General features: G+C 50.7%; 23 protein-coding genes and 2 tRNA genes. 6 read left to right on the plus strand and 19 right to left on the minus strand.

Annotated features, from left to right (window positions below):
• Nucleotides 1-3: 3 nt before the first annotated feature.
• From rlmN to DW769_RS02115, 7 genes are all read right to left on the minus strand, one after another.
• Entirely contained in the window at nt 4-1,044 is a 1,041-nt protein-coding gene (gene rlmN / locus DW769_RS02085; RefSeq protein ID WP_117509649.1) for a 23S rRNA (adenine(2503)-C(2))-methyltransferase RlmN, read from the minus strand.
• Between the two features lie 3 nt (nt 1,045-1,047).
• The gene (rsmB, locus tag DW769_RS02090) at nt 1,048-2,412 is read right to left on the minus strand and encodes a 16S rRNA (cytosine(967)-C(5))-methyltransferase RsmB (protein ID WP_117509650.1); all 1,365 of its coding nucleotides are present in this window, start codon (nt 2,410-2,412) and stop codon (nt 1,048-1,050) included.
• On the minus strand, nt 2,405-3,100 hold the full coding sequence (locus DW769_RS02095) for a zinc metallopeptidase (RefSeq protein WP_022463149.1): 696 nt from the start codon (nt 3,098-3,100) through the stop codon (nt 2,405-2,407). Before DW769_RS02095 ends, rsmB begins: the two co-directional genes overlap by 8 nt.
• An 86-nt stretch (nt 3,101-3,186) precedes the next feature.
• On the minus strand, nt 3,187-4,158 hold the full coding sequence (fmt, locus tag DW769_RS02100) for a methionyl-tRNA formyltransferase (protein WP_055219781.1): 972 nt from the start codon (nt 4,156-4,158) through the stop codon (nt 3,187-3,189).
• A gap of 27 nt (nt 4,159-4,185) precedes the next feature.
• Entirely contained in the window at nt 4,186-4,677 is a 492-nt protein-coding gene (gene def, locus DW769_RS02105; RefSeq protein ID WP_055219778.1) for a peptide deformylase, read from the minus strand.
• Between the two features lie 63 nt (nt 4,678-4,740).
• On the minus strand, nt 4,741-6,969 hold the full coding sequence (gene priA, locus DW769_RS02110; protein ID WP_118749895.1) for a replication restart helicase PriA: 2,229 nt from the start codon (nt 6,967-6,969) through the stop codon (nt 4,741-4,743).
• Nucleotides 6,966-8,441 (minus strand): UDP-N-acetylmuramoyl-L-alanyl-D-glutamate--2,6-diaminopimelate ligase, encoded by a 1,476-nt coding sequence (locus DW769_RS02115; RefSeq protein WP_118749896.1) that lies wholly within the window; start codon nt 8,439-8,441, stop codon nt 6,966-6,968. Before DW769_RS02115 ends, priA begins: the two co-directional genes overlap by 4 nt.
• Before the next feature lie 197 nt (nt 8,442-8,638).
• Here DW769_RS02115 and arcC point away from each other — a divergent pair, with 197 nt between their 5' ends.
• Nucleotides 8,639-9,568 carry a carbamate kinase gene (gene arcC / locus DW769_RS02120; protein WP_118749897.1) on the plus strand — a complete coding sequence of 310 codons (930 nt, stop codon included), beginning with the start codon at nt 8,639-8,641 and terminating at the stop codon, nt 9,566-9,568.
• 76 nt (nt 9,569-9,644) lie between these two features.
• Here the strand turns inward: arcC and DW769_RS02125 are convergent, their stop codons facing one another.
• The 10 genes from DW769_RS02125 to DW769_RS02170 all read right to left on the minus strand — a co-directional run bounded on the left by DW769_RS02125 (nt 9,645) and on the right by DW769_RS02170 (nt 19,444).
• A complete protein-coding gene (locus tag DW769_RS02125; RefSeq protein ID WP_055265793.1) occupies nt 9,645-11,042 on the minus strand; it encodes a glycine--tRNA ligase in 1,398 nt (465 codons plus the stop codon).
• A gap of 27 nt (nt 11,043-11,069) precedes the next feature.
• Nucleotides 11,070-11,762, minus strand: coding sequence for a hypothetical protein (locus DW769_RS02130; RefSeq protein WP_022463142.1), 693 nt, complete (start codon nt 11,760-11,762; stop codon nt 11,070-11,072).
• Nucleotides 11,763-11,787: 25 nt separating this feature from the next.
• The gene (locus DW769_RS02135; protein WP_118749898.1) at nt 11,788-13,068 is read right to left on the minus strand and encodes an adenylosuccinate synthase; all 1,281 of its coding nucleotides are present in this window, start codon (nt 13,066-13,068) and stop codon (nt 11,788-11,790) included.
• Between the two features lie 141 nt (nt 13,069-13,209).
• Nucleotides 13,210-14,646, minus strand: coding sequence for an adenylosuccinate lyase (gene purB / locus DW769_RS02140; protein ID WP_022463140.1), 1,437 nt, complete (start codon nt 14,644-14,646; stop codon nt 13,210-13,212).
• Nucleotides 14,647-14,813: 167 nt separating this feature from the next.
• Nucleotides 14,814-15,572 (minus strand): amino acid ABC transporter ATP-binding protein, encoded by a 759-nt coding sequence (locus DW769_RS02145; RefSeq protein WP_118666753.1) that lies wholly within the window; start codon nt 15,570-15,572, stop codon nt 14,814-14,816.
• A gap of 24 nt (nt 15,573-15,596) precedes the next feature.
• A complete protein-coding gene (locus DW769_RS02150; RefSeq protein WP_055226988.1) occupies nt 15,597-16,244 on the minus strand; it encodes an amino acid ABC transporter permease in 648 nt (215 codons plus the stop codon).
• 6 nt (nt 16,245-16,250) lie between these two features.
• On the minus strand, nt 16,251-17,105 hold the full coding sequence (locus DW769_RS02155; RefSeq protein WP_117509655.1) for an amino acid ABC transporter substrate-binding protein: 855 nt from the start codon (nt 17,103-17,105) through the stop codon (nt 16,251-16,253).
• A gap of 206 nt (nt 17,106-17,311) precedes the next feature.
• Nucleotides 17,312-18,436: an alanine racemase gene (gene alr / locus DW769_RS02160; RefSeq protein WP_118700332.1), complete on the minus strand. Its 1,125-nt coding sequence runs from the start codon at nt 18,434-18,436 to the stop codon at nt 17,312-17,314.
• A gap of 111 nt (nt 18,437-18,547) precedes the next feature.
• Nucleotides 18,548-19,003 carry an Lrp/AsnC family transcriptional regulator gene (locus DW769_RS02165; RefSeq protein WP_022463135.1) on the minus strand — a complete coding sequence of 152 codons (456 nt, stop codon included), beginning with the start codon at nt 19,001-19,003 and terminating at the stop codon, nt 18,548-18,550.
• Nucleotides 19,004-19,177: 174 nt separating this feature from the next.
• Nucleotides 19,178-19,444 carry a 4Fe-4S dicluster domain-containing protein gene (locus DW769_RS02170; RefSeq protein WP_158554987.1) on the minus strand — a complete coding sequence of 89 codons (267 nt, stop codon included), beginning with the start codon at nt 19,442-19,444 and terminating at the stop codon, nt 19,178-19,180.
• Between the two features lie 252 nt (nt 19,445-19,696).
• Here DW769_RS02170 and DW769_RS02175 point away from each other — a divergent pair.
• From DW769_RS02175 to DW769_RS02195, 5 genes are all read left to right on the plus strand, one after another.
• A tRNA-Gly gene (locus DW769_RS02175) sits at nt 19,697-19,767 on the plus strand.
• Between the two features lie 20 nt (nt 19,768-19,787).
• Nucleotides 19,788-19,859 (plus strand) — tRNA-Gly (locus tag DW769_RS02180).
• A gap of 81 nt (nt 19,860-19,940) precedes the next feature.
• Entirely contained in the window at nt 19,941-20,789 is an 849-nt protein-coding gene (gene nudC, locus DW769_RS02185) for an NAD(+) diphosphatase (RefSeq protein WP_118749899.1), read from the plus strand.
• A gap of 127 nt (nt 20,790-20,916) precedes the next feature.
• Complete coding sequence (gene trxA / locus DW769_RS02190; protein ID WP_117509658.1) at nt 20,917-21,234, plus strand: thioredoxin; 318 nt, start codon at nt 20,917-20,919, stop codon at nt 21,232-21,234.
• Between the two features lie 153 nt (nt 21,235-21,387).
• Complete coding sequence (locus tag DW769_RS02195; protein WP_117509659.1) at nt 21,388-22,071, plus strand: Crp/Fnr family transcriptional regulator; 684 nt, start codon at nt 21,388-21,390, stop codon at nt 22,069-22,071.
• A 72-nt stretch (nt 22,072-22,143) separates the two neighbouring features.
• Here the strand turns inward: DW769_RS02195 and DW769_RS02200 are convergent, their stop codons facing one another.
• Complete coding sequence (locus tag DW769_RS02200; protein WP_118749900.1) at nt 22,144-23,172, minus strand: S66 family peptidase; 1,029 nt, start codon at nt 23,170-23,172, stop codon at nt 22,144-22,146.
• Nucleotides 23,173-23,185: 13 nt separating this feature from the next.
• On the minus strand, nt 23,186-23,881 hold the full coding sequence (locus DW769_RS02205) for a YigZ family protein (protein ID WP_117760495.1): 696 nt from the start codon (nt 23,879-23,881) through the stop codon (nt 23,186-23,188).
• Between the last annotated feature and the right edge of the window lie 19 nt (nt 23,882-23,900).

The raw sequence follows: 23,900 nt of genomic DNA on the forward strand, positions 1-23,900 counted from the left end.
TTTTTACGGCTGTTCGTTTGATTTATCAATAAAACTTTTTCTTAACTGTCCACAGGCTCCGTCAATATCAGCGCCCATTTCCCTTCTAATAGTAACATTAATTCCGTATTTTTCAAGTTTATTTTTGAAATTCTCTACGACTTTTTTCGTTGATTTCACGTAATCGCGCTCTTTGATCGGGTTGACCGGGATCAGATTTACGTGGCAGTTGATATCCGAAATACGCGAGGAAAGCTCTTTTGCATCAGCCTCGCTGTCATTTTTTCCACCAACAAGAGAATATTCAAATGTAATCCTGCGTCCTGTTTTTGCAAAGTAATTGCGACACGCATCAAGTACCTCATCAATGGAATATTTATTGGCGATCGGCATCAGCTCACGGCGCTTCTCATCGTTTGGTGCATGGAGGGAAAGTGCCAGGGTAATCTGGAGTCCCTCATCCGCCAGTTTATACATATTCGGTACAATTCCACAGGTTGAAACCGTGATATTCCGCTGGCTGATATTGAGACCCTCCGGGCTGGAAAGCAGTCGCACAAAACGCACCAGATTGTCGTAATTATCCATCGGCTCTCCCGTCCCCATCACAACCAGATTGGAGACCCGCTCCCCTGTGTCCTCCTGAATCCGGTAAATCTGATCCAGCATCTCCGACGGTGTCAGACACCGCACCAGTCCGCCGATTGTGGACGCGCAGAAGCGGCAGCCCATCCGGCAGCCGACCTGGGATGAGATGCAGACGGAATTTCCGTGGTAGTACTTCATCCAGACGCTCTCGATCACGTTGCCGTCGCTAAGGCGGAACAGGTATTTTCTCGTTCCGTCGATTTTAGACTCCTGCACCTGCACTTTTTCGAGACAGGTAAGCGGATACTGTTCCTTTAATTTTTCCCGGAAGGCAAGCGAGAGATTCGTCATCTCATCGTAGCTGCCCGCCAGACGATGATGCATCCAGTCGTATAACTGTTTGGAACGGAATGGCTTTTCTCCCATCTGCTGGCAGGCGTCCTTTAATTCGTCTAAGGTCATTGATTTAATATCCATCTGTTACGCCCGTCCTTCCTCTGTTTTCCGGAATTTTGCAAGGAAAAATCCGTCTGTCTTGTGTACCCCCGGGATCAGCTGCAGCTGTCCTTCGGCCGTTTCTCCGCTTTTCAGCTCATCCGGCAGCAGTTCATCCAGACTGACTGCTTCAAACGGGAACTGTTCCAGAAACCATGCGGCATTCTCGCCGTTTTCTTTTCTGTTGACGGTACATGTGCTGTACAACAGTGTGCCGCCCGGCTTTACGTACGATGCGGCATTTGCAAGGATTGCCCGCTGAATCCGTACCAGCTCCTCTTCTTTTTCTTTTGAAGCGTAATATTTGATATCCGGCTTTCTGCCGATGACGCCGTATCCGGTGCACGGCAGGTCTGCAATCACAACGTCCGCTTTTCCGATCCATTCCGCATCGAGCTGTTCCGCATCTTTTACCTTCGGCACGACGCAGGAAACACCTACTCTCTGCACATTTTCCCGGATCAGATCGACCTTGTATTCGGTGAGATCACGCGCTTCCACGCATCCCTGATTTCTCATTTTATCTGCTGCATGGAGGCTCTTTCCGCCCGGTGCCGCGCAGAGATCCAGCACCTGGTCACCCGGCTTTGGATCCGCCAGATGCGCCGCCATCATGGAGCTCACATCCTGAATCTGGAACCGGCCTTCCTGGAAGGCATTCAGTGATGCGATCGTCTCAAAGTTTTTCAAATAGAACGCCTCGCCAAGATACGGCGCTTTTTCCAGCTCTGCCCCCTGGCTTTCCAGGCTTTTCTTCGTCTCCTCGATCGTATTGTTCCAGCGGTTGATACGGATCGTCACCTGTTTTTCTTTCAGGAAATCCGCCATCATCGTTTCTGCCGTTTCTTTTCCGTACTGGGATACGAACTCCTCAACCAGAAATTCCGGCATGGAGTATTTCACGGAAAGATACTGCGTAGTATTGTTCTCCTTCGGCATCGGCAGATGATCTTTCTCCCGCACGATCGTGCGCAGAACGCCGTTGACAAAGCCCTTTAAGTTGTAAAAATGCTTCTTTTCCGCCAGTTTCACCGCCTCATTGACGACTGCCGAATCCGGTACTGCGTCAAGAAAACGGATCTGGTACACCGACATCCGTAAGATCGCACGAATCACCGGCTTGCATTTGTTGATCTTGATTTTGGAATACTGATTGATGATGTAGTCATTCTGGATGCCGTATTCCACGGTTCCCTCGCAGACCCGCTTGATAAACGCACGGTCCTGCCGCGGCAGGAACTGGTATTTATCGAGGGCGTCCCTTACAGCAAGATGGCAGGGCGTTTTCTCCCTGTCCATCTCAAGCAGAATGTTCATAATCAGCTCTCTTGTATTGATTGTATCAGTCATCATTTCTCCTAAATGCTCCGGATAAAATCAGCAGCCGGAGCAGCTGCAGCAGAGAACCGATCACCGCTGCCACGTATGTCATGGCTGCAGCCCAGAGTACTTTCTTGACTCCGTCGTGTTCCGTCTCTGTCACCATACCGCCCTCACTGAGCATTTTTAATGCTCTTCTCGACGCATCGAACTCGACCGGAAGTGTTACCACCTGGAATGCCAGTGCCAGCACAAACAGCCAGATACCGGCTTTCACCAGCATTGGAAGGCTGAAAATCAGTCCGATCAGGAACAGCGGCCAGAAAAGCTGGGATCCAAGGTTCGCTGCCGGAACAATGGCGCTTCTTACTTTCAGCGGCACGTAATCCGTATTATGCTGTACGGCATGGCCGCACTCATGCGCTGCGACGCCGATCGCTGCGACCGAGGTTGAATCGTAAACCGCATCCGATAAATTCACGGTTTTTGTCCGCGGATCATAGTGATCGGTCAGTTTACCGGATACGTGGCGGACGGTCACATCGTAGATGCCGGCCTGATGCAGAATGCGCATCGCCGCCTCGCGTCCCGTCATGCCGCTGTACGAGCGGACGGTCTGATATTTGCTGAAAATCGTGTTCATGCGGGCGGATACCGCCATGGAAATCAGTGCGGCAAGAATCACCAGCAGATACGTACTGTCATAAAAAAGTCCCATATCGTTTTTCTCCTTTTTTCTCAGGCACAGCAGCCATCACACCGCTGTGCAGTTCCCCGCCTTAACTTCAGGTTGCTTTTTCTCTTTTATTCGCCAAGTCTGGTACCCGGCTCGATCGCATAGCCGCGCAGGAAATCGGCGGTCTTCATCCGTTTCTTTCCTTCGAGCTGCAGCTCCTCGATCACCAGAATGCCGTCTCCCGTCTTTACATGGAGGCCTGTCTCATCTGCCACCCAGACTTTTCCGGCACTCTTCGTCGGATTCTGTCCCGGAATTTTCGAGAACAGATCGCCGCCGAACATGGCAATGACTTTGGCATCCCAGATTTTCAGGTTCTTTCCGTTTACTTTTGTAAAAGCACTCGGCCACGGGCTCATCGCACGGATCTGACGTTCGATCTCAACGGCACTCTTCGTCCAGTCGATCTTTCCGTCTTCTTTTTTGATCATCCGCGCATACTCTGTGGTGCTTATCTCCGGCTGTTTTTCCGGTGTCACTTCGCCTTTTTCAAGTTTTGGAAGTGTCTCCACCAGAAGTTTTGCTCCGGCTGCAGCGAGCTTGTCAAAGAGACTGCCGCCGGTCTCATCTGCTGCAAGCGGAACTTCCACTTTCGTCAGCATATCGCCTGTGTCGAGGCCTTCATCCATCTTCATAATGGTTACGCCGCTCACTTCATCGCCGTTCATGACAGCCCACTGGATCGGCGCTGCTCCGCGGTAAGCCGGAAGCAGGGATGCATGAACGTTGATGCATCCGTATTTCGGCATGTCCAAAATCTCTTTTGGAATAATCTGGCCGAATGCAACGACAACGATCACATCCGGCTCCATTTTCCGAATCTCCTCGATCGCCTCTGCATCCCGCACGCGGCGCGGCTGATAGACCGGAAGGCCGTGTTTTTCGGCTGCCTCTTTCACCGGTGTCGGCATCATCTGTTTTCCGCGGCCCTTCGGTTTGTCCGGCTGGGTCACAACGCCTGTGATCTCATAACCGGCCTCCACGAGTGCCTCAAGTGTTCCCACGGAGAAATCCGGGGTTCCCATAAATACCACTTTCATCTGAAGTCATCTCCTTTATTTTAAGACTTACTCTTCGTCCTCGTACTCCTCATACTCATCGTACGTGTTGTCCCAGAGTTCGCCTTCTACTTTTTCTGTATACATATGTCCATCGAGGTGATCGCACTCGTGGCAGATGCAGCGAGCAAGAAGTTCGGTTCCCTCCAGTTCAAACGGCTGCATGTCGCGGTCCAGCGCTCTTACCTTTACGTAATTCGGACGGGTTACTGTACCGGATTTTCCCGGAAGGCTTAAGCAGCCTTCTGCTCCTGTCTGGCTTCCGGAAGTCTCCAGGATTTCCGGATTGATCAGAAGATGTGGGGTTCCATCCACATCCATGACTACGATTCTCTTTAAGATGCCGACCTGCGGTGCGGCAAGGCCGACACCGTTTGCCTCATACATGGTGTCAAACATGTCGTCGATCAGCTCGCTGATTCTTGGTGTCATCTTCTCCACCGGTCTGCATTTTTTCGTTAATACGCGGTCGCCTACGACTCTGATTTCTCTGATTGCCATAATTCTTTTCCTTTCTTTTGCTCTTCTATTATAAATAATCTATGTGTAAATAGTATGAAAAAACTAATACTTTCTGCTGAAGTCAAACTGTAAATAAACGGTACGGAAGCCTTTGTTAATCTCGATATACCGCTCCAGTTTTTCCCGCAGCTCTGCCAGCACCTCTTCCTGCGGCGCGCGTACATACACGGCCATGCGGTACAGGTCATTGATTTTCGACACTGCCTCACTTGCCGGGCCGATGATCTGGACTTCGCGGTTTCCCCGGATGCGGATGAGATATCTGCGAATGTATTCCATCGCCTGCGTCAGATGCGCTTCATCCTCCCCGGCTCCGTGGATCGCCAGAAGCTCCGCCGCCGGTGGATATCCCATCAGACGGCGGTAGTCCATTTCTTTCTCATAAAATGTCCCGTAATCCTGCTCTGCCGCCGTCTGAATGCTGTAATGTTCGGGATGGTACGTCTGAATGACTGCCATTCCCGGCTTTTCGCCTCTTCCGGCGCGGCCGACTGCCTGCGTCAGCAGCTGGAACGTACGCTCCCCGGCACGGTAATCGACTGCATTCAGGGAGAGATCCGCCGCCAGCGCTCCCACCAGCGTGACATTCGGGAAATCGTGGCCTTTTACGATCATCTGGGTTCCAATCAGGATATCGGCCTCCCCCGCCGCAAATGAGGACAGGATTTCTTCATAACTGTTTTTCGTTTTTGTCGTGTCGCCGTCCATCCTAAGAACGCGTGCCTTTGGAAACAGCTTTTTCACGTTCTGCTCGATCTGCTGTGTGCCGGCACGGAAGCCGCCGATGTACGGGGAACCGCACGACGGGCACGCATGTACCTGCGGTGTTTCATAACCGCAGTAATGGCAGACGAGCTTTCCGTTATTGTGTGCTGTCAGTGATACATCGCAGTGCGGGCATTTCATCACATGGCCGCATGCACGGCATGAGACGAAGCCCGCATAGCCTCTGCGGTTCAGAAACAGTACAACCTGTTCCTTTTTTTCAAGCCGTTTTTCGATCTCTTCCCGCAGTTTTCCGGACAGAATCGAACGGTTTCCCATCTGTAATTCTTCCCGCATATCCGCGATCCATACGGACGGAAGTGCTGCATTTCCGTACCGCGCATCCATCCGGAACAGCGCGTACGCTCCCGTCTCGCAGGCGTAAGAAGCATCCACCGACGGCGTTGCCGAACCCATCACCACATGGGCATGCTCCAGCCCGGCACGGCGCACAGCGGTCTCCCTTGCATGGTAGCGCGGCGTCACTTCACTTTTATAGGAGGTTTCATGCTCCTCATCGATTACGATCAGCCCCAGATCCGGAAACGGTGCAAAGAGTGCGGAACGCGGACCGATCATAATACTGACCTCCCCGCGCCGCGCGCGCTCCATCTGGTCGGCGCGCTCGGACGGTGTCATCCGCGAGTTGACCACCGTGACCCTTGTTCCAAACCGTGCGCAGAACCGCTCCACGTTCTGATACGTCAGCGCAATCTCCGGGATCAGCACGATCACCTGTTTTCCTTCCTTCAGCACTCGCTCCATCAGCTCCATATAGACGAGCGTTTTGCCGCTTCCCGTCACACCGCGGATCAGGCAGGGGCGGTTCTGTCCTTCCCATTCCTTTCGAATGCCGTCCACCACGGCCTGCTGCTGTTCGTTTGGTTTTCCCGCAGTTGTTCTTCCTGCCGCATCAGATACCGGATTTCTCCAGGTGCTCGTACGGCGGATTTCCAACACGCCCTGCTCTTCCATCACGTGCAGCGTATCTGCCGTGATTTTCAGTTTCTTGCTCACAACCGGCCCTGGAAGAACCGGCTGGGCCAGCAGCGCGTTTAAGAGACGGATTCTCGCTTTATAATTTTTCTTTCTGTAGTTTTCCAGCAGCTCCTCACATCTCGCAGGATCTGCAAGAAGCGCAATTTCGCGGGTTTCTTTCCCGCGCGCCTTTACTTTGACCGGAAGCACCGTCTTTAACGCCTGGATCATCGTCGATCCGTACGTATGACGCATCCACGCGGCGAGCGCGATGAGCTTCGTCTCTACGGTCGCCGCATCCTTTTGTACCGCGAGGATGGCCTTCATCCGGTCCTGCGGATATTTCGGCTCGTTTCCGACGGAAAGCACATAGCCGGTGATCGTGCGGTTTCCGTTTCCAAACGGAATCTGTACCGCCGTTCCCGGACTGATCTCCCCTGTCAGTTCCGGCGGAACCTTGTACTGAAAGGTCCGGTCCAGTTTTTCATTTGTGATGTCTACGATTACATCAGCGTAAACGCTGCTCATACATTCCCCTTACTTTCTTCCAGTATTTCCCGGATCAGCACGCGCTCATCCATCTCGTACCGTTTCCCCTTCCGGATCTGATACGTTTCGTGGCCTTTTCCCGCGAGCACCACGAGATCGCCCGGCTGCCGGTTTTCGATCACATACCGGATCGCCTCCTTACGGTCTGCAATCTCAACGAAAGCGCCTTCTGTCTTCCCGATTCCCGTCCGGATATCGTCCAGAATCGCCTGTGGTTCCTCATCCCGCGGATTGTCCGAGGTGATGACGGTCAGATCCGCCAGACGCCCCGACACCTCTCCCATCTGGAATCTCCGGTCCCGCGCGCGGTTTCCGCCGCAGCCGAAGAGACAGATCAGGCGCTTCGGATGGTACTTCTGCAGTGTCTTTAACAGGCTTTCGAGGCTCATCGCATTGTGTGCGTAGTCAATGAGAAGCGTCATTTCCGGATACACCGGAACTGCCTCACACCGCCCACGGACGCGGACTGCGGAAAGTGCCTCCTGCATCGCCTTTTCCGGGATTCCCATCTGCGCGCAGACCGCAATGGCGGCAAGCGAGTTGGAAACGGAAAACAGACCCGGCAGATCTACCCGTACCGGAAAATCCGCTGCGCCCTGCACCCGGTATGAGACACCGAGCACGCCGGGCGCCTGATCGAGTGCTGCATCTGCTGCCATAAAATCAGCTTTTTCCCTGCATCCGAATGTCACCAGACGGCAGGTGCTCTGCCTTATGATCTCCGGAAACCTTTTGTCATCCCGGTTTACAATTCCGGTTCTGCAGGTGCGAAGCAGCTTCTTTTTGCAGGACAGATATTCTGCAAACGATGCATGCTCCCCGGCGCCGATGTGGTCGTTTCCAATGTTGGTGAACACACCGTAATCAAACGTAATTCCATCACACCGGTGCTGTTTTTCCGCCTGCGAGGAAACCTCCATCACAACATGGGTGCAGCCCTCCCGCATCATTTCAGAAAACAGCTTCTGCAGCACAACCGGCTCCGGCGTTGTATTTTCTGACGGAATGCTTTTTTCCCCGATCCTCGTCTCGATCGTTCCGATGAGTCCTGCGTGGATCCCTGCTTTTCGCAGGATTTCGTAAATCATATATGCAGTCGTCGTCTTTCCCTTCGTGCCGGTCACTCCGATTGTCACAAGGTGCTGCGCCGGATCGTCCTCCCAGGCACAGGAAAGCTGTGCGAGTGCTTCTCTGCTGTCCTTTACTACGAGTACGGTTACCTTTTCCGGAATCCCTTCCAGTTCCCGCTCCGCAACCAGGACAGCAGCGCCCCTCTCGACTGCTTCTTCTGCATATACGTGCCCGTCCATCCTGTTTCCGCGGATGCAGACAAACACGTTCTGCGGCTGTACTTTTCTGCTGTCGCATGTGATTCCTGTAACTTCCGCATCCAGACTGCCCTGCTGGAGCTGATATGCGATCCGTTTTTGTAACGTGCGCATGTTTTTCATGCCGGGACCTCCCTTTCACGTTTCAAATCCCTACGACTCAGATACTTTTATAGAATACCATAGTCCGAAAAACATTTCAATGTGCGCAATGTCGGTTTCTTCTTGATTTTTGCCCCCATAAACTTTATAATAGTTCTATATTGATGCCTGGTTTTTTCGTATCAAAATCTATGAACTGCAAAGAGAGGTATCTTCCAATGAAAAGAAAAAAAATAGTTGTTGCACTAGGACACAAAGCTCTTGGAACGACGCTGCCGGAACAGAAAGCAGCCGTAAAACGTTCCGCAAAAGTAATCGCAGATCTCGTTGCTGCCGGTGCTGATGTTGTCATCACCCACAGCAATGCGCCGCAGGTCGGCATGATCCACATGGCGATGAATGAATTCGGCAAAATGCACACCGCCTACAGCGCAGCCCCGATGTCTGTCTGCTCCGCTATGAGCGAAGGCTACATCGGCTACGACCTGCAGAACGCCATCCGTGCTGAGCTTCTCCGCAGAGGAATCTTCAAAACCACATCCACGATTCTTACACAGGTTGAAGTAGATCCGTACGACGATGCCTTCAACAATCCGGTCAAACTGATCGGCCGTACGCTTACCAAAGAGGAGGCTGACGCAGAGGAAGAAAAAGGAAACTACGTAACGAAAACCGAGGACGGCTACCGCCGAATCGTTGCTGCTCCGAAGCCGCAGGATATCGTAGAGATCGACTCCATCCGTCTTCTTCTCGATGCCGGACAGGTTGTCATCGCAGCAGGCGGCGGCGGAATCCCGGTTCTCCCGCAGAATGAAGAGTTAAAGGGTGCATCCGCAGTCATCGAAAAAGACCTCACCAGCGGCCTGATGGCAGAAATGCTGAACGCAGACATGCTGATGATCCTGACCAGCGTGGAAAACGTTTCCATCAACTACGGTACCCCGGACGAAAAACCGCTGGAGCACATCACCGTTGCTGACGCGAAGAAATACATCGCAGAAGGCCAGTTCGGAGAAAACTCCATGCTGCCGAAGATGGAAGCAGCTGTTTCTTTCCTCGAGAAAGGCATCGGCCGTACCGCAGTCATCACTTCCATTGATTCTGCACTCGCCGGATTCCAGGGAAAAACAGGTACGATTATCGAGTAATACAAAGTATACAAAAAAGGATTCCCGCGAGTGGGAATCCTTTTTTTCTACTCTTTTTCCGGACTAAAAAGCCAGATTAGAAAGTAAATTTATCTGCAAAGTAAGCATCGAGATCCTCAATTTTAATTCTCTCCTGCTCCATGGTGTCACGGTCACGGACGGTAACAGCACCATCGGTCTCGGAATCGAAGTCGTAGGTGATGCAGTACGGAGTACCGATCTCATCCTGACGGCGATACCGTTTTCCGATATTTCCACGGTCATCAAACTCGCAGTTGTATTTCTTGGACAGCTCTGCAAAGACTTTCTCAGCGCCCTCGTTCAGCTTCTTGGAAAGCGGAAGCACACCGATTTTTACCGGTGCCAGTGCCGGATGGAAATGCATCACGGTACGAACATCATTCTTCTCTGCGTCGAGAACTTCCTCGTCATAAGCGCTGCACAGGAATGCCAGAACGACACGGTCAGCACCAAGAGACGGCTCGATAACATACGGGATGTATTTCTCGTTCTTCTCTGGATCGAAATAGGTCATATCCTGTCCGGATACATTCTGATGCTGGGTCAGGTCGTAATCGGTACGGTCTGCGATTCCCCACAGCTCGCCCCATCCGAACGGGAACAGGAACTCGATATCGGTTGTTCCCTTGCTGTAGAAGCACAGCTCTTCCGGAGAATGGTCTCTTGCACGCATCTCTTCGTCTTTCATGCCGAGGCTCTTCAGCCAGTTGATGCAGAAGCCTCTCCAGTACTGGAACCAGTCAAGATCGGTGCCAGGCTCGCAGAAGAACTCCAGCTCCATCTGCTCGAACTCACGGGTACGGAAGGTGAAGTTACCCGGTGTAATCTCGTTACGGAAAGATTTACCGATCTGGCCGATTCCGAACGGAATTTTCTTTCTGGAAGTACGCTGTACGTTTTTGAAGTTTACGAAGATACCCTGTGCAGTCTCAGGACGAAGATATACGGTGTTCTTCGCATCCTCTGTAACACCCTGGAAGGTTTTGAACATCAGGTTGAACTGACGGATATCGGTAAAGTTATGTTTTCCGCAGGACGGACACGGAATCTGATGCTCCTCGATGAAGTTCTTCATCTCTTCCTGGGACCATGCGTCTACACTGCCGCCTTCGATTTCAATGCCTTTTTCCTCGCAGAAGTCTTCGATCAGCTTGTCTGCACGGAAACGCTCGTGGCACTCTTTACAGTCCATCAGAGGATCGGAAAATCCGCCGAGATGACCGGAAGCTACCCATGTCTGCGGGTTCATCAGGATCGCGCAGTCAACACCTACGTTGTGCGGGCTCTCCATCACGAATTTCTGCCACCATGCTTTTTTCACGTTGTTTTTCAGCTCAACACCGAGCGGGCCGTAATCCCAGGTATTTGCCAGGCCGCCGTAGATTTCGGAACCCGGATATACAAAACCTCTGGATTTTGCTACTGCCACAATTTTGTCCATTGTCTTTTCCATAGTTAGTTACTCCTCTATTTTATTTGTTTACTTACCATAAACAACAATAACAGGACTGGCAAGAAGAACGTCCTGCTCATATTCCTGCTCTGTTTCTTCTGTCTTAGTCTGCTCTGATGATGACGCAGAAGCACTCTCTGTGGACTTTGTGGTCCACTCGCCGGCCGTATCCACCGTGTTTTTTCCTTTGATCACGGCTGTACCGGAAACGCAGAGCACCGGATCTTCCGTTACGATTTCCAGCGGCTCCTCGCAGACAATCACGCGTACATGCTTAACGCCTTTGACCGCATCTTCGACTGAAACCTCATTGCCTTTAGAATCGACAAAGGAAGCGGAAAAATCATATCCCGCTTCTTCTGCCTCATCCAGCGTGCCTGCGAAAAATTCTGCTCCGTGATAATCCGCGTAGGACTGGTAATCTCCGTATTCCATCCGGATCTCCACCTTGTCCTCTTTGATCTGGCATTTTTCCAGCTTCACGGAATCCGCATCGCCGCGCTCCTCTGTGAATTTTTTGATGTCATCCTCCACAAAGACCTTCAGTTCGTCTTCCGTGTAATCATCGTCTTTGCTGTAATCTTCCACAATGGCTTCTGTCACAACACCATTTTTGCTCACATAGACAGATGTCGTTGTCACATCTTTTAACTTCTCACAGCCCGACAGCAGCACGGAAGCCGCTGTCAGAACTGCGAGAAGCTGTCCTGCTTTTTTCATAAAAATCCTCTAAAAACCGCCTGAATTATTTGTTGCGGTAAATGATATCGTCTCTTCCCGGCCCGTTGGAGATCATGGTGATCGGGAATCCGATTTCTTTCTCTACAAACTCGATGTAGTTTCTGCAGTTCTCCGGCAGCTCCTCGTATTTCTTGATGCCGCGGATATCGCATTTCCATCCCGGAAGGGTTTTCAGAACCGGTTTTGCTTTCTCAAGAATGCTGGTGTTCGGGAAATCGTGGATTTCTTTTCCGTCTACTTCGTATGCTACGCAAACCGGAATCTCGTCCAGATATCCGAGAACGTCAAGTACAGTAAATGCTACATCGGTGGTACCCTGCATTCTGCAGCCGTAACGGGAAGCAACACAGTCGAACCATCCCATACGTCTCGGGCGGCCTGTGGTTGCACCGAACTCTCCGCCGTCTCCGCCGCGTCTTCTGAGCTCATCTGCCTCATCGCCGAAGATCTCGGAAACGAAAGCACCTGCTCCTACTGCGCTGGAGTAAGCTTTGCATACGGTTACGATTTTCTTGATTTCATATGGCGGAACACCTGCTCCTACTGCGCCGTAGCCGGCCAGTGTGGAAGAAGAAGTTACCATCGGGTAAATTCCGTGATCCGGGTCTTTTAAGGAACCAAGCTGACCCTCAAGCAGGATCTCCTTGCCTTCCTGAATCGCGTTCCACAGGAATGCGGAAGTATCGCATACGTATGGCTCAACCATTTTTTTGTATTCCATCAGCTCTGCATAGATCTCATCCGGATTTAACTGCGGTTTGTGATACAGATGCTCGAGCAGAATGTTCTTGGTTTCGCATACAGATTTCAGTTTCTCTTTCAGGTGCTCATCGTCGAACAACTCGTTTACCTGGAAACCGATTTTTGCATATTTATCTGAGTAGAACGGAGCGATACCGGATTTGGTGGAACCAAAGGATTTTCCGCCCAGACGCTCTTCCTCATACTGATCGAACAGGATGTGGTACGGCATTACCATCTGTGCACGGTCGGAAATTTTGATCTTCGGTGCCGGCACTCCCTTCGAAACGATCTCATTTAACTCTTTGATCAGAACCGGAATATTGAGTGCAACACCGTTTCCGATTACGCTTGTTGTGTGGCTGTAAAATACGCCGGATGGAAGGGTATGAAGTGCAAACTTTCCATAGTTGTTTACAATGGTATGGCCTGCATTCGCACCACCCTGGAAACGGACAATAATGTCTGCCTCTTTTGCGAGCATATCGGTAATCTTACCTTTTCCCTCGTCTCCCCAGTTTGCTCCTACTACTGCCTTAATCATGTGACATCCTCCTAATTCAACGTATACTTGCGGCCTCTTTGTTTCGGCCGTTCATGCATAGTATACCATGTTTTCTTCATAAGTAAAACTTATTATTACTTATAAAATTTGTTTTTTTATTATTTCTGTTTATCAAACGCATCAGACGTTGATTTCCGCAGTCATGCCAAGTGCCTCTTTGTTTGCCTCAAGCACCGGATTAACTACGTTCTTCAGGAATGCGTCAACCTGTACGGATGCGCGGCCTGTGTATTTGGACGGATCCATCGTCTTTTCCAGCTCTTCTTTGGTCAGATGGAACATCTCATCCGCTGCGATCAGATCCAGAAGATCGTTGTCGCGGCCTTCCTCTTTGACATGTTTTCCGGCGATCATGGACAGCTCGCGGATTCTCTCATGCAGCTCCTGACGGTCGCCGCCTGCTTTTACCGCATCCATCATGATATTCTCAGTTGCCATAAACGGAAGCTCTGCCATCATGTGTTTTAAGATAACCTTTGGATAAACCACAAGTCCGTCTACGACGTTCATGCACAGATCCAGGATACCGTCGATGGCAAGGAAGCCTTCCGGAATGGAAAGTCTCTTGTTTGCAGAGTCATCGAGGGTTCTCTCAAACCACTGTACAGAAGAGGTGATGGCCGGATTTAATGCATCGGTGATCACATAACGGGACAGGGATGCGATACGCTCGCTTCTCATCGGATTTCTCTTGTATGCCATGGCGGAAGATCCGATCTGTCCTTTCTCGAACGGCTCCTCAACTTCTTTTAAGTGCTGCAGAAGACGGATGTCGTTGGAGAATTTTGTTGCGCTTGCCGCAATGCCTGCCAGAACGTTTAATACTCTCGTATCGACTTTTCTGGAATACGTCTGTCCGGAAACAGGATAGCAGTTCTTGAAGCCCATTTTCTCAGCGATCATCGGATCGATCTTGTCGATGGTCTCCTGATCTCCGTCGAACAGCTCTAAAAAGCTTGCCTGTGTGCCTGTTGTTCCTTTGGAGCCGAGCAGCTTTAAGGTGCTCTGTACGTACTCGAGATCTTCAAGATCCATTAAGAACTCCTGCATCCACAGGGTTGCACGTTTTCCGACGGTGGTCGGCTGTGCCGGCTGGAAGTGGGTGAAGGCAAGGGTCGGCTGGTCTTTGTAGGTATCCGCAAATTTTGCCAGCTCAGCGATAACGTTCACCAGTTTTTTCTTCACCAGCTTTAAGGCTTCGTTCATGACAATGATATCGGTATTGTCGCCTACGTAGCAGCTGGTTGCTCCCAGATGGATGATTCCTTTTGCTTTCGGACACTGTACGCCGTAGGCATACACATGGGACATTACGTCATGACGGCAGACTTTCTCTCTTTCTTTTGCCACATCGTAGTTGATGTTCTCGGCATTTGCTTTCAGTTCTTCGATCTGCTCATCTGTAATAGAAAGTCCCAGTTCTTTTTCTGTCTCAGCCAGCGCAATCCATAACTTTCTCCAGGTACGGAATTTCATATCCGGGGAGAAGATGTACTGCATCTCCTTGCTTGCATAACGTTCGGAAAGAGGGCTTACATATCTGTCAGTTCCGCTCATAGACACGATTCTCCTTTTCTTGTCAAAATGTGTATTCGGTTTCTCTTTTATCCCCGCTCTTTTTCATCCCCAAAAACAGAACGGGGCGTATAAAGAGCGTGTTTGAAATACGTTTCAACCACGCTCTAGTATAACGCATGTTGTTTTTTTAGGCAAGTGCAACGTCGTTACTTCTCACGAAATTTTCCCAAAAAGCCCTGCATTCTGGCATTTTCGGAATCGAAGACTTCGTCCGGCGTTCCTTCCACGGCGATCACGCCCTGGTCCATAAAGATGATGCGGTTGGAAATCTCCCGGGCAAAATTCATCTCGTGGGTAACGATCACCATGGTCATATTCATCTCCGCAAGGGATTTGATGACCTTCAGCACCTCGCCTGTCAGCTCCGGGTCGAGCGCCGAAGTCGGCTCATCAAAAAAGAGCACCTTCGGGTTCAGCATCAGCGCACGCGCAATCGCAACCCTCTGACACTGACCGCCGGAAAGCTGACACGGATACGCCTTTTCTTTTCCTGTGAGTCCCATTTTCTGCAGCAGCTCTTCTGCCTGTGCTTCCACCTCCGCACGATTGCGTTTCTGCACATGAATCGGCGCATCGCAGAGGTTTTTCATCACATCATAATGTGGAAACAGGTGGAAGCTCTGGAATACCATTCCAAAGTTTTCCTGAATTTTCCGCAGCACGGCCGGCTTTGCATAAACGGATTTTCCATTTTGCATGGTGACTGCCTGCTCGCCAAGATATGTCAGGTCACCGCCCTCCATCGTCTCCAGCATCGCCGCACACCGCAGCAGCGTCGATTTTCCCGATCCCGACGGGCCGATGATCGAGAGCACCTCGCCCTCTTCTACTTTGAGGGAAATATCTTTTAACACTTCGAGATCCCCAAAGCTCTTTCTTACATGGTTCATTTCCAGATAAATCATATCGTTTTCCGCTCTCTTCTATAGTTAATGATAATAAGAAAATTTCTTTTCCAAAAGTTCCATCACCCACGCCACGACAAAATTGAAGATGTAGTAGAAAATACCGGCGGCGACGAACGGAACCATCGTGGTCTTGGCCGCCGCGATCTGTTTTGCGATCGTGAACATTTCCACATAGGAAATGGAAAAGGCCAGCGACGTATCCTTGACCAGCGTAATCACCTCATTGGTGATCGCCGGCAGAATCCGTTTCACAACCTGCGGCAGAATAATGCGGACAAACGTCTGTCCCTTCGAATAACCAAGAAGCTTTGCTGCCTCGTACTGTCCACGATCCATCGAAACGATGCCGGAGCGGTAGATTTCTGCAAAATAGGCGCCGTAGTTTAAGGCAAATCCGGTGATAATCGCCGGAAAGCGCCATTTTCCTATGTTCATACCGAACAGATAGAACGGTCCGAAGTAAACCACCATGAGCTGCAGCATCAGAGGCGTGCCGCGCATCAGGGAGATATAGAGCCGGAAAATTCCGCTCACAATCCGGTTTTTCGACATACGCCCGAAGGCGATCAGCAGACCGAGCGGCAGGGAAAATACGAGCGTCAGGACAAATATCGAGATCGTTCCCGCCATTCCGGTACTAAGCTGTGATAGAATTATGGACAACTTCATGCTGCTTTACTCTCCTTTTTTCTCCAGACACACCATGTCTGCGATTCCGTATTTTTCTGCGAGCTTGTCGAATGTTCCGTCGGCCAGAACCTGCTGCAGGCCTTCGTTTACTTTATCGCAGAGCTCGGTATTTCCTTTTTTGAATCCGATCGCATATTTCTCAGAGTTCAGGTGCTCGTCGAGGATTTTGTATCCTTCTCCGCGGCTTTCCAGCTGATATTTGGCAACGCCGATATCCATGGCAACCGCATCGATGGAACCTGCCTGAAGCTCTACAAACGCATTGTTGTAATCCGGGAACTGCTGCAGAGCGGCGAAAGTATCGGCGAGTTCTTTCTGACCGCCTTCTTCCTCACTCTGTAAAAGATCGAGTGCTGCGGATGCTGCCTGCACACCAACCGTCTTTCCTGCCAGATCGGACAGGCTGTTGATGCCGGAATTCTCGGATACGACCATCACCTGGCTGTTGTCCACGTACGGATCGGACCAGGTGTAATCGTCCTCTCTGCCGTTCATGGTAAAGCCGTTCCAGATGCAGTCAATCGCACCAGAATTCAGCTCGGTATCTTTCGCATCCCAGTTGATCGGGGTTTTTACCAGCTTCCAGCCGTAAATCTCGCAGACTGCCTCGGCGAGCTCCAGGTCAAATCCGGTGTAATCGCCGGTCTCATCGTCCATGTAGCCATACGGCGGGTATTCTGCATCGAAGCCCACGGTAAAGGTTGTCGTTCCGTCTGCGGAAGAGGATGCTGCTCCTGCTGATGAGGCAGATGTTTTTGCTGTGTCTGCAAAGCCGCAGCCAGCCAGCAGGGCAGATACACAAAAGGCTGCTGTCAAAATGCTAACCATTTTCTTTTTCATAATAATCTTCTCCTTTTCTACGTGATCATGCTATCACTGTACTACGCTAAACTAATTGGTATCCTACCATACTCCGGCACCGCCTGTCAACCCGCACCGGTTAAATAATCCAGAAAACCTGTTCCAACACAAAAAAGTCTCCGAAACGGTCAGCAGATTCTGCTTTTTTCCGTCTTCGGAGACTTTGATTTTTCTATTTTGGATAACTATTTATAAACCCTTGTTACACGGCTGCTGATATCGCAGAGCATCTCGTAATCGAAACGTGCCGCCGGATTGGCGATCTCTTCGATCGTGATGGTCTCATCCCCGTCGGTTCCGACAAGCGTTACAACGTCCTCCACCTGCACATCCGGGATGTCGGTCACGTCCACCATCATCTGATCCATACAGATTCTTCCGATGATCGGTGCTTTTTTCCCGTGGATCAGCACACAGCCCTGGTTCGAGAGAGCTCTCGGATAGCCGTCTGCATAGCCGGCTGAAACAGTTGCGATCCGTGTCATCGGTTTCTCGGTCACATACGTGGCACCGTAGCTGACGCCGATGCCCGGGCCGACTTCCTTCACATGGATGACATGGCTCTTCCAGGAAAGCGCCGGGATCAGATCGAGACGCTCTTTTTTTACCTCCTCGGATGGGTAAATGCCGTAGGTGATGATACCGGAACGCACCATCTCAAAGCGGTGATCGTCAAATTCCATGATTCCGGCGGAGTTGCAGATATGGCGAAGCGGAATCGTCACGCCGCGCTCTGCTAAAAGTGCCGTCATCTTATCATATTTTTCCATCTGCATCGAACAGTACGTCTTGTCTTCCTGATCGGCGCAGGAGAAATGCGTAAACATACCTTCCAGCTCGATGTGCGGAAGATCCGCGATTTTTGCCGCCTCATCCGCATCGTGCTCCGTCACCTGGAAGCCGATCCGCGTCATGCCGGTATCGACCGCAAGGTGTGCTTTTGCTTTCCGGTTCTGGCGTGCTGCCTCTTTTTCGAGGGCAAGTGCCTGTGCGTAGCTGTCGATCGTCTGAGTGATGTCGTATTCCACAAGGTCGCCGTACTGGGACGGGGACACGTAGCCGAGAATCAGGATCGGCGCGGAAATGCCGTTTTCTCTGAGCTCGACAGCCTCCTCGATGGTTGCGGTTGCAAAATAATCAACCTGGTTTTCCAGATAAGATGCTACCGGAACGGCACCGTGGCCGTAGGCGTTCGCTTTTACAACGCCAAGAAGTTTCACGCCCTCCGGTAGTCTTTTTTTCACTTCTCTGATGTTATGCCCGATCGCTTCGAGTGAAATCTCTACATAACAGCGTAAGTATCTGTTCACTTTTTTCCTTCTTTCTTTCCGTACTTTTTCTGAGACGCCAAAACGTGCCTGAAAACTCTTTCGGATTATTTTCAGACACGCTCTCGTATCAGATTCCGGCTGTGCCGGTTTTTATTTGTCCGGTCTGCGGATGGCGGAATAGATATTTTTTACATTTTTCAGCACTACATGCGTTCTTGTCGCATCGACGCCCGGAAGGCTCATCACCTGGCGGTGGATTTCTTCGAGTTCGTCGGATGAGTGACAGGAAATGCGGATAATCAAATCAAAATCTCCGGTCTGATAATAGCAGGATACGATGTACTCCAGTTTCTGGATCGCATCTGCAAAACTGTCAAAGAACTTCGGATGCTCCAGGCTGACTTCCATCAGCGCGGTCATCTCATTTCCCGTTTTCTTTTCGTCTACAATAATGGTGTATTCTTTAATCACTCCGGTTTCTTCCATTTTACGGATTCTCTCGATGACTGCAGAAACCGATAAATGAATCTCTTTGCTGATATTGGAAGCCGTCTCGCGGGCATTTTTCTGCAATATCTTCAGAATCTTATAATCAATGGCATCCATGTATTTTTCCTCCCATAAGAATTGACAGGGCTCTTCTTTCCAGATTTTAGCATAAAATTTCCCTGTCACTACCTTTCTATTATATCAAATTTTTCAGATAAGTCCAGTTTTTCCCAAAATATTTTATAGAAAGATTAGAATGCTTCTTTAAATTGCACAGATGCTCCTTTTTTCCTATTCTCCGAAGGTTTCCGCAATATCCTGCATCAGAATGCCGATCCCGAGGTGCTGCGGGCACTGCTTTTCACAGCGATAACAGTTGATGCAGTCATCGGCACGTTTGTCCTGACGCTCATACTCTGCACGAACCGCTTCGACGCCTTCCGTCGCTGTCCGGTTGTAAAGCGCAAACAAACCCGGGATGTTGATTTTTACCATGCACGGCATACAGCTCTGACAACCGGTGCAGCAAACCAGAAGTTCTGTTCCATTTTCCTGCATAGGGAAATTCCCCCTTTTTTGCTTTTCCGTTTTTCTATTATAGTACATTTCCCGTTCTGGAACAAGGCTGATCTTTGCGGACATTTTCACGCCCCTTTCACCCTGAATTTTCTCCTTTTTCAGTGTTTTGAAAATTTTTTAATTTTTTTCAAAAAAGGGGTTGACTTTTTCTCAGCTTTCCTGTAGAATACGTTTTGTCAGTGAGGCACGGCAGTCAACAAGACAGAGAAAAAAAATCAGTGCCCATCATCTGCGGGTGTAGTTCAATGGTAGAACACCAGCCTTCCAAGCTGGATACGTGGGTTCGATTCCCATCACCCGCTTCATCCAAAAGGATGTATATGCGCGAGTGGCTCAGGGGTGGAGTACAACCTTGCCAAGGTTGGGGTCGCGGGTTCGAATCCCGTCTCGCGCTCTTTTTATTACCGAAATTTCTTCACAGGAATTTCGGTTTTTTGTTTTTCCAAAAACTTTTTTACCAAAGAAAGGAATTCTTATGATTCAGGACATTGCTCCGCATAAATATTATGTAGATTACCAGCCTTCTGTTCCGAACGATACGGATCTTGTTTTAATTTACGGTCATCATACAATTCTGTGCAATTTCGAAGATCCCGAGATCTGCTACCCTTCCATTGCGGAAATTGCAGCTGTTTTTCCGGAGATTAAAGAAAAGGCAAAATTTCTGTTCCGCATTGATGAGACGGACTATTATGAACTGCGCAGTCCGCAGCTTCCGGAATTTGGCATCTGGAAATACGAAAATACACTAATTCTTCGCAGCGCCGTTCCGGGATGGCTCGGGTTTGCCGGTATCACCGGTTACCAGATCCACACCTGGTACACCGACCACACCTACTGCGGCCGCTGCGGAACGAAGATGCATGCGCCTGGAAATGAACGCGCGATGCAGTGCCCTTCCTGCGGCGCGCTCTCCTATCCGGTCATCTGCCCGAGCGTCATCGTTGCCATCACCGACGGTGACCGCCTGCTGCTCACGAAGTACGCACCTTCCCACAGCAGCCACCGCCAGTACGCCCTCGTGGCCGGCTATACCGAGGTCGGTGAGACGCTGGAACAGACGGTGCACCGTGAAGTCATGGAAGAAGTCGGATTAAAGGTCAAAAATCTGAGATACTATAAGAGTCAGCCGTGGTCCTTCAGCGGCTCGCTGCTCGCCGGATTTTACTGCGATGTGGACGGCGATCCGTCCATTACCCTCGACCGCGAGGAACTCTCCGTTGCCGAATGGTTTGACCGCGATTCTCTTCCGGAGACGCCGAACTTCATCAGTCTGACCGGTGAAATGATCGAATGCTTCCGCCAGGGAAAAGAACCGAAATAAAAAATAAGAAATCATTTTGTGACTTAGTCACAGAACTTCCCGTTCTGCTGTGGTATTCTACAGTCACAACAGAAAAACACTTACCGGGAAATAAAAAATCCCGTTTTAAAAAAGGAGGACTTCTATTATGTCATTAATTCATGTTACATCCGAAAACTTTGAAAAAGCTCTGCAGGCAGCACCTGGCGTTGCCGTTGTTGATTTCTTTGCTACCTGGTGCGGACCGTGCAAAATGCTCGCCCCGGTCATCGAAGAGGCAGCTGAGGATATGCCGGAGATCCAGTTCTACAAAGTAGACGTTGACGAAGCACCGGAGCTGGCAAGATCATTTAAAGTCATGAGCGTTCCGACCCTCGCTTTCTTCAAAAACGGCGAACTCGTAAAGAAAAACGTCGGCGCCGTTTCCTATGAGGAGCTGGAAGAACTGATTAACTCTGTAAAATAAACAGCGTAATATTGGAAATGCAAGAAAAAACGTATCGGCACAAAAACCGATACGTTTTTTCTTGCATTTCTTTCCGTTCTTTTCTATCATGGAAGAAACGGCTGCTGCCGTAGTTTACAAAAGAACGTTTTTCTTCCGAAAGGAGTTTTATTTATGTCATCTTTTCTGGAATCCTGTTTTCAGGAGCATTATCCATTTTATTCAAAGCTTACCGCCGATGAACAGCAGACACTCGTGCTCTCTTCCGTCTTGACGACGTATCAGCGCGGCGATTTTCTCTACAGCTGTGACGATGACTGTCTCGGCGTTCTGCTTGTCCTCTCCGGCAAGCTCCGCATCTTTATCCAGTCCGGCGAGCAGCGGGAAATTACCCTGTTTACCACCGGTCCCGGCGAAGTCTGCACGCTGTCTGCCTCCTGTGCGATGCAGGAAATCAGCTTTGATATTCTGATTGAGGCCGAGGAGGAGACGAAAGTTCTCATCACTCCGGCCAGCACGTTCCGCAGACTGTTGAATCAGAATATTTACGTTGAAAACTACATTTACCGGGAAACAACGGAGCATTTTTCCGAAGTCATGTGGGCGATGGGCCAGCTCCTCTTTACGCGGCTTGACCAGCGCCTTGCCGGATATCTCGAGGATGAACGCATCCGCACCGGTTCCCCGGTGCTCTCCACCACGCACGAACAGATCGCGCGGAACCTCGGCAGTGCCAGAGAGGTCGTTTCCCGCACCTTAAAGTCGTTCGAGAAAGACGGCATCGTCGCACTCTCCCGCGGCACGGTCACGATTCTCGATGTCAAAAAGCTCCGCGGCATCTGCCGGATGCGCCGATAGTTCTTCTACGCGCGCAGACATTTTCCCACAGGCTCTGCCCTGCCGCTCGAGAAAATATTTTTCAAAAGCGTTCTAACGGCACTCCATCTTAATTTCAATCTCATTTCCTTCCACGGCCACCTTCGCATAACTTCCGACGATCAGCGGCATCGCCGGATGAAGGTGTCCGATGTCGAGATCCATCACGATCGGCACGTTGTATTTTCCAAGCAGATCCGTCACGGCGCGGTACTGGTCGAGTTCCCCGAATTTCTGTCCGAACTGCAGCGGGCGGCCAATCAGAAAGCCTTTCACATATTGGAACCAGCCGGCGTGCTCCATCTGCCAGATTGCGCGGCGGATCGCAAAGACGTTCAGATCGCACGCTTCCAGAAACCAGACAAAACCGTCCTCTTTATATTTTTCCACAAAATCAACCGTTCCGTCGTACTTCGTTCCAAGAATATTGACGAGACAGTCGAGACAGCCGCCGATGAGCCGTCCCTCAAATGCACTGTCCGCATCCGGGAAGCGGCGCAGAACGCGCGGTTCTGTAATCTGGTACGGCAGATACGGATTTTCCTCGCTTCTGCCCTTCGCATCGTCTCTTTCCCATCCCTCATAGCCGCGGACGGTACGCACTTCTCCCGTCAGTACGCCAAACGCATCCGCTACGGATTTATGCCACGGCTCCATGCCGAAATCACTCGCACACGGACCGTAAACAGCCGCCGTATCGCAGAGGGTCGGCAGAAGATACGTAAAATGCGTATTGTCAGAATAGCCGAGATACCATTTCTCCGGTGCCTTTCTGATCTTTTCAAAATCCACGTAATCGAGATCCTCGCACATCAGCTCTCCGCCGCCGCAGGAAATCAGACAGTCATTCTTCTCACTGACATAATATTCCGTCAGCTCTTTTCCGCACTCCTCCGGTGCCGCGCTGATTCCGATGCCGTGCTCTGCATAGCAGTTTGGCCCAAGATCCAGCTGATATCCCATCTCTTTCCATTTTTTCTGTGCATTTGCAAACGCGGACTTGTATGGCTCTGTCGTACATCCAAACGATGGTGCCACAAAGCCGATCGTTCCGCCCTTTTTCAGATTTTCCGGAAACCTCATGTCGCATCCTCCTTTATCCTAATTCTTCTGCCTCCAGATTCTTATACTGCGTCAGCTCATCCCCGAAGATCAGCTCTCCGTCGTTCTGCGCAAAGTACAGCTCCTCTTCTTTTTCCAGTTTTGCCTTTCCGTTCGTCCCCTCGGTAATCTCCGCGCAGAGACGGTCCACCTCCGTTTTCGGAACGAGAACGCGGATTTTCACCTGATCGGTGTACTCGGATTCCAGAATCGGAATCCCCCGCTGGCCGAGCAGATACTGGATTTTACCGATGCCGTTGTAATCCGTCTCAATCAACAGCCGCACGCCGCAGATCTCGTCAATCAGAACACTGTTTGCCAGCCCCTCCTGCACCGCCTGCGAGTACGCGCGCACCAGGCCGCCCGTTCCCAGCAGCGTACCGCCGAAATACCGCGTCACCACAACAAGCACATTGCGGAGGCCTGCTCCCTGTACCACATCGAGCATCGGCCGCCCTGCCGTGCCGGAAGGCTCCCCGTCATCGCTGCAGCGCACCGTCTCCTGATTTTCTCCAATAATATACACAAAACAGTTATGCCGCGCATCCCAGTATTTTTTCCGCAGAGCTTCCAGGCAGGAAAGTGCCTCCTCCTCAGATTCCACCAGACGCACCGTCGCAATAAAACGTGATTTCTTCTCCACGATTTCCCCGGTTCCACCCCGGTAAACCGTCCGAAACTGATCGATCATATGTCCTTACTCCTTCATC

Origin of the sequence: Blautia sp. AM29-29 (genome assembly GCF_003480555.1) — a bacterium.
Classification (GTDB): domain Bacteria; phylum Bacillota; class Clostridia; order Lachnospirales; family Lachnospiraceae; genus Fusicatenibacter; species Fusicatenibacter saccharivorans.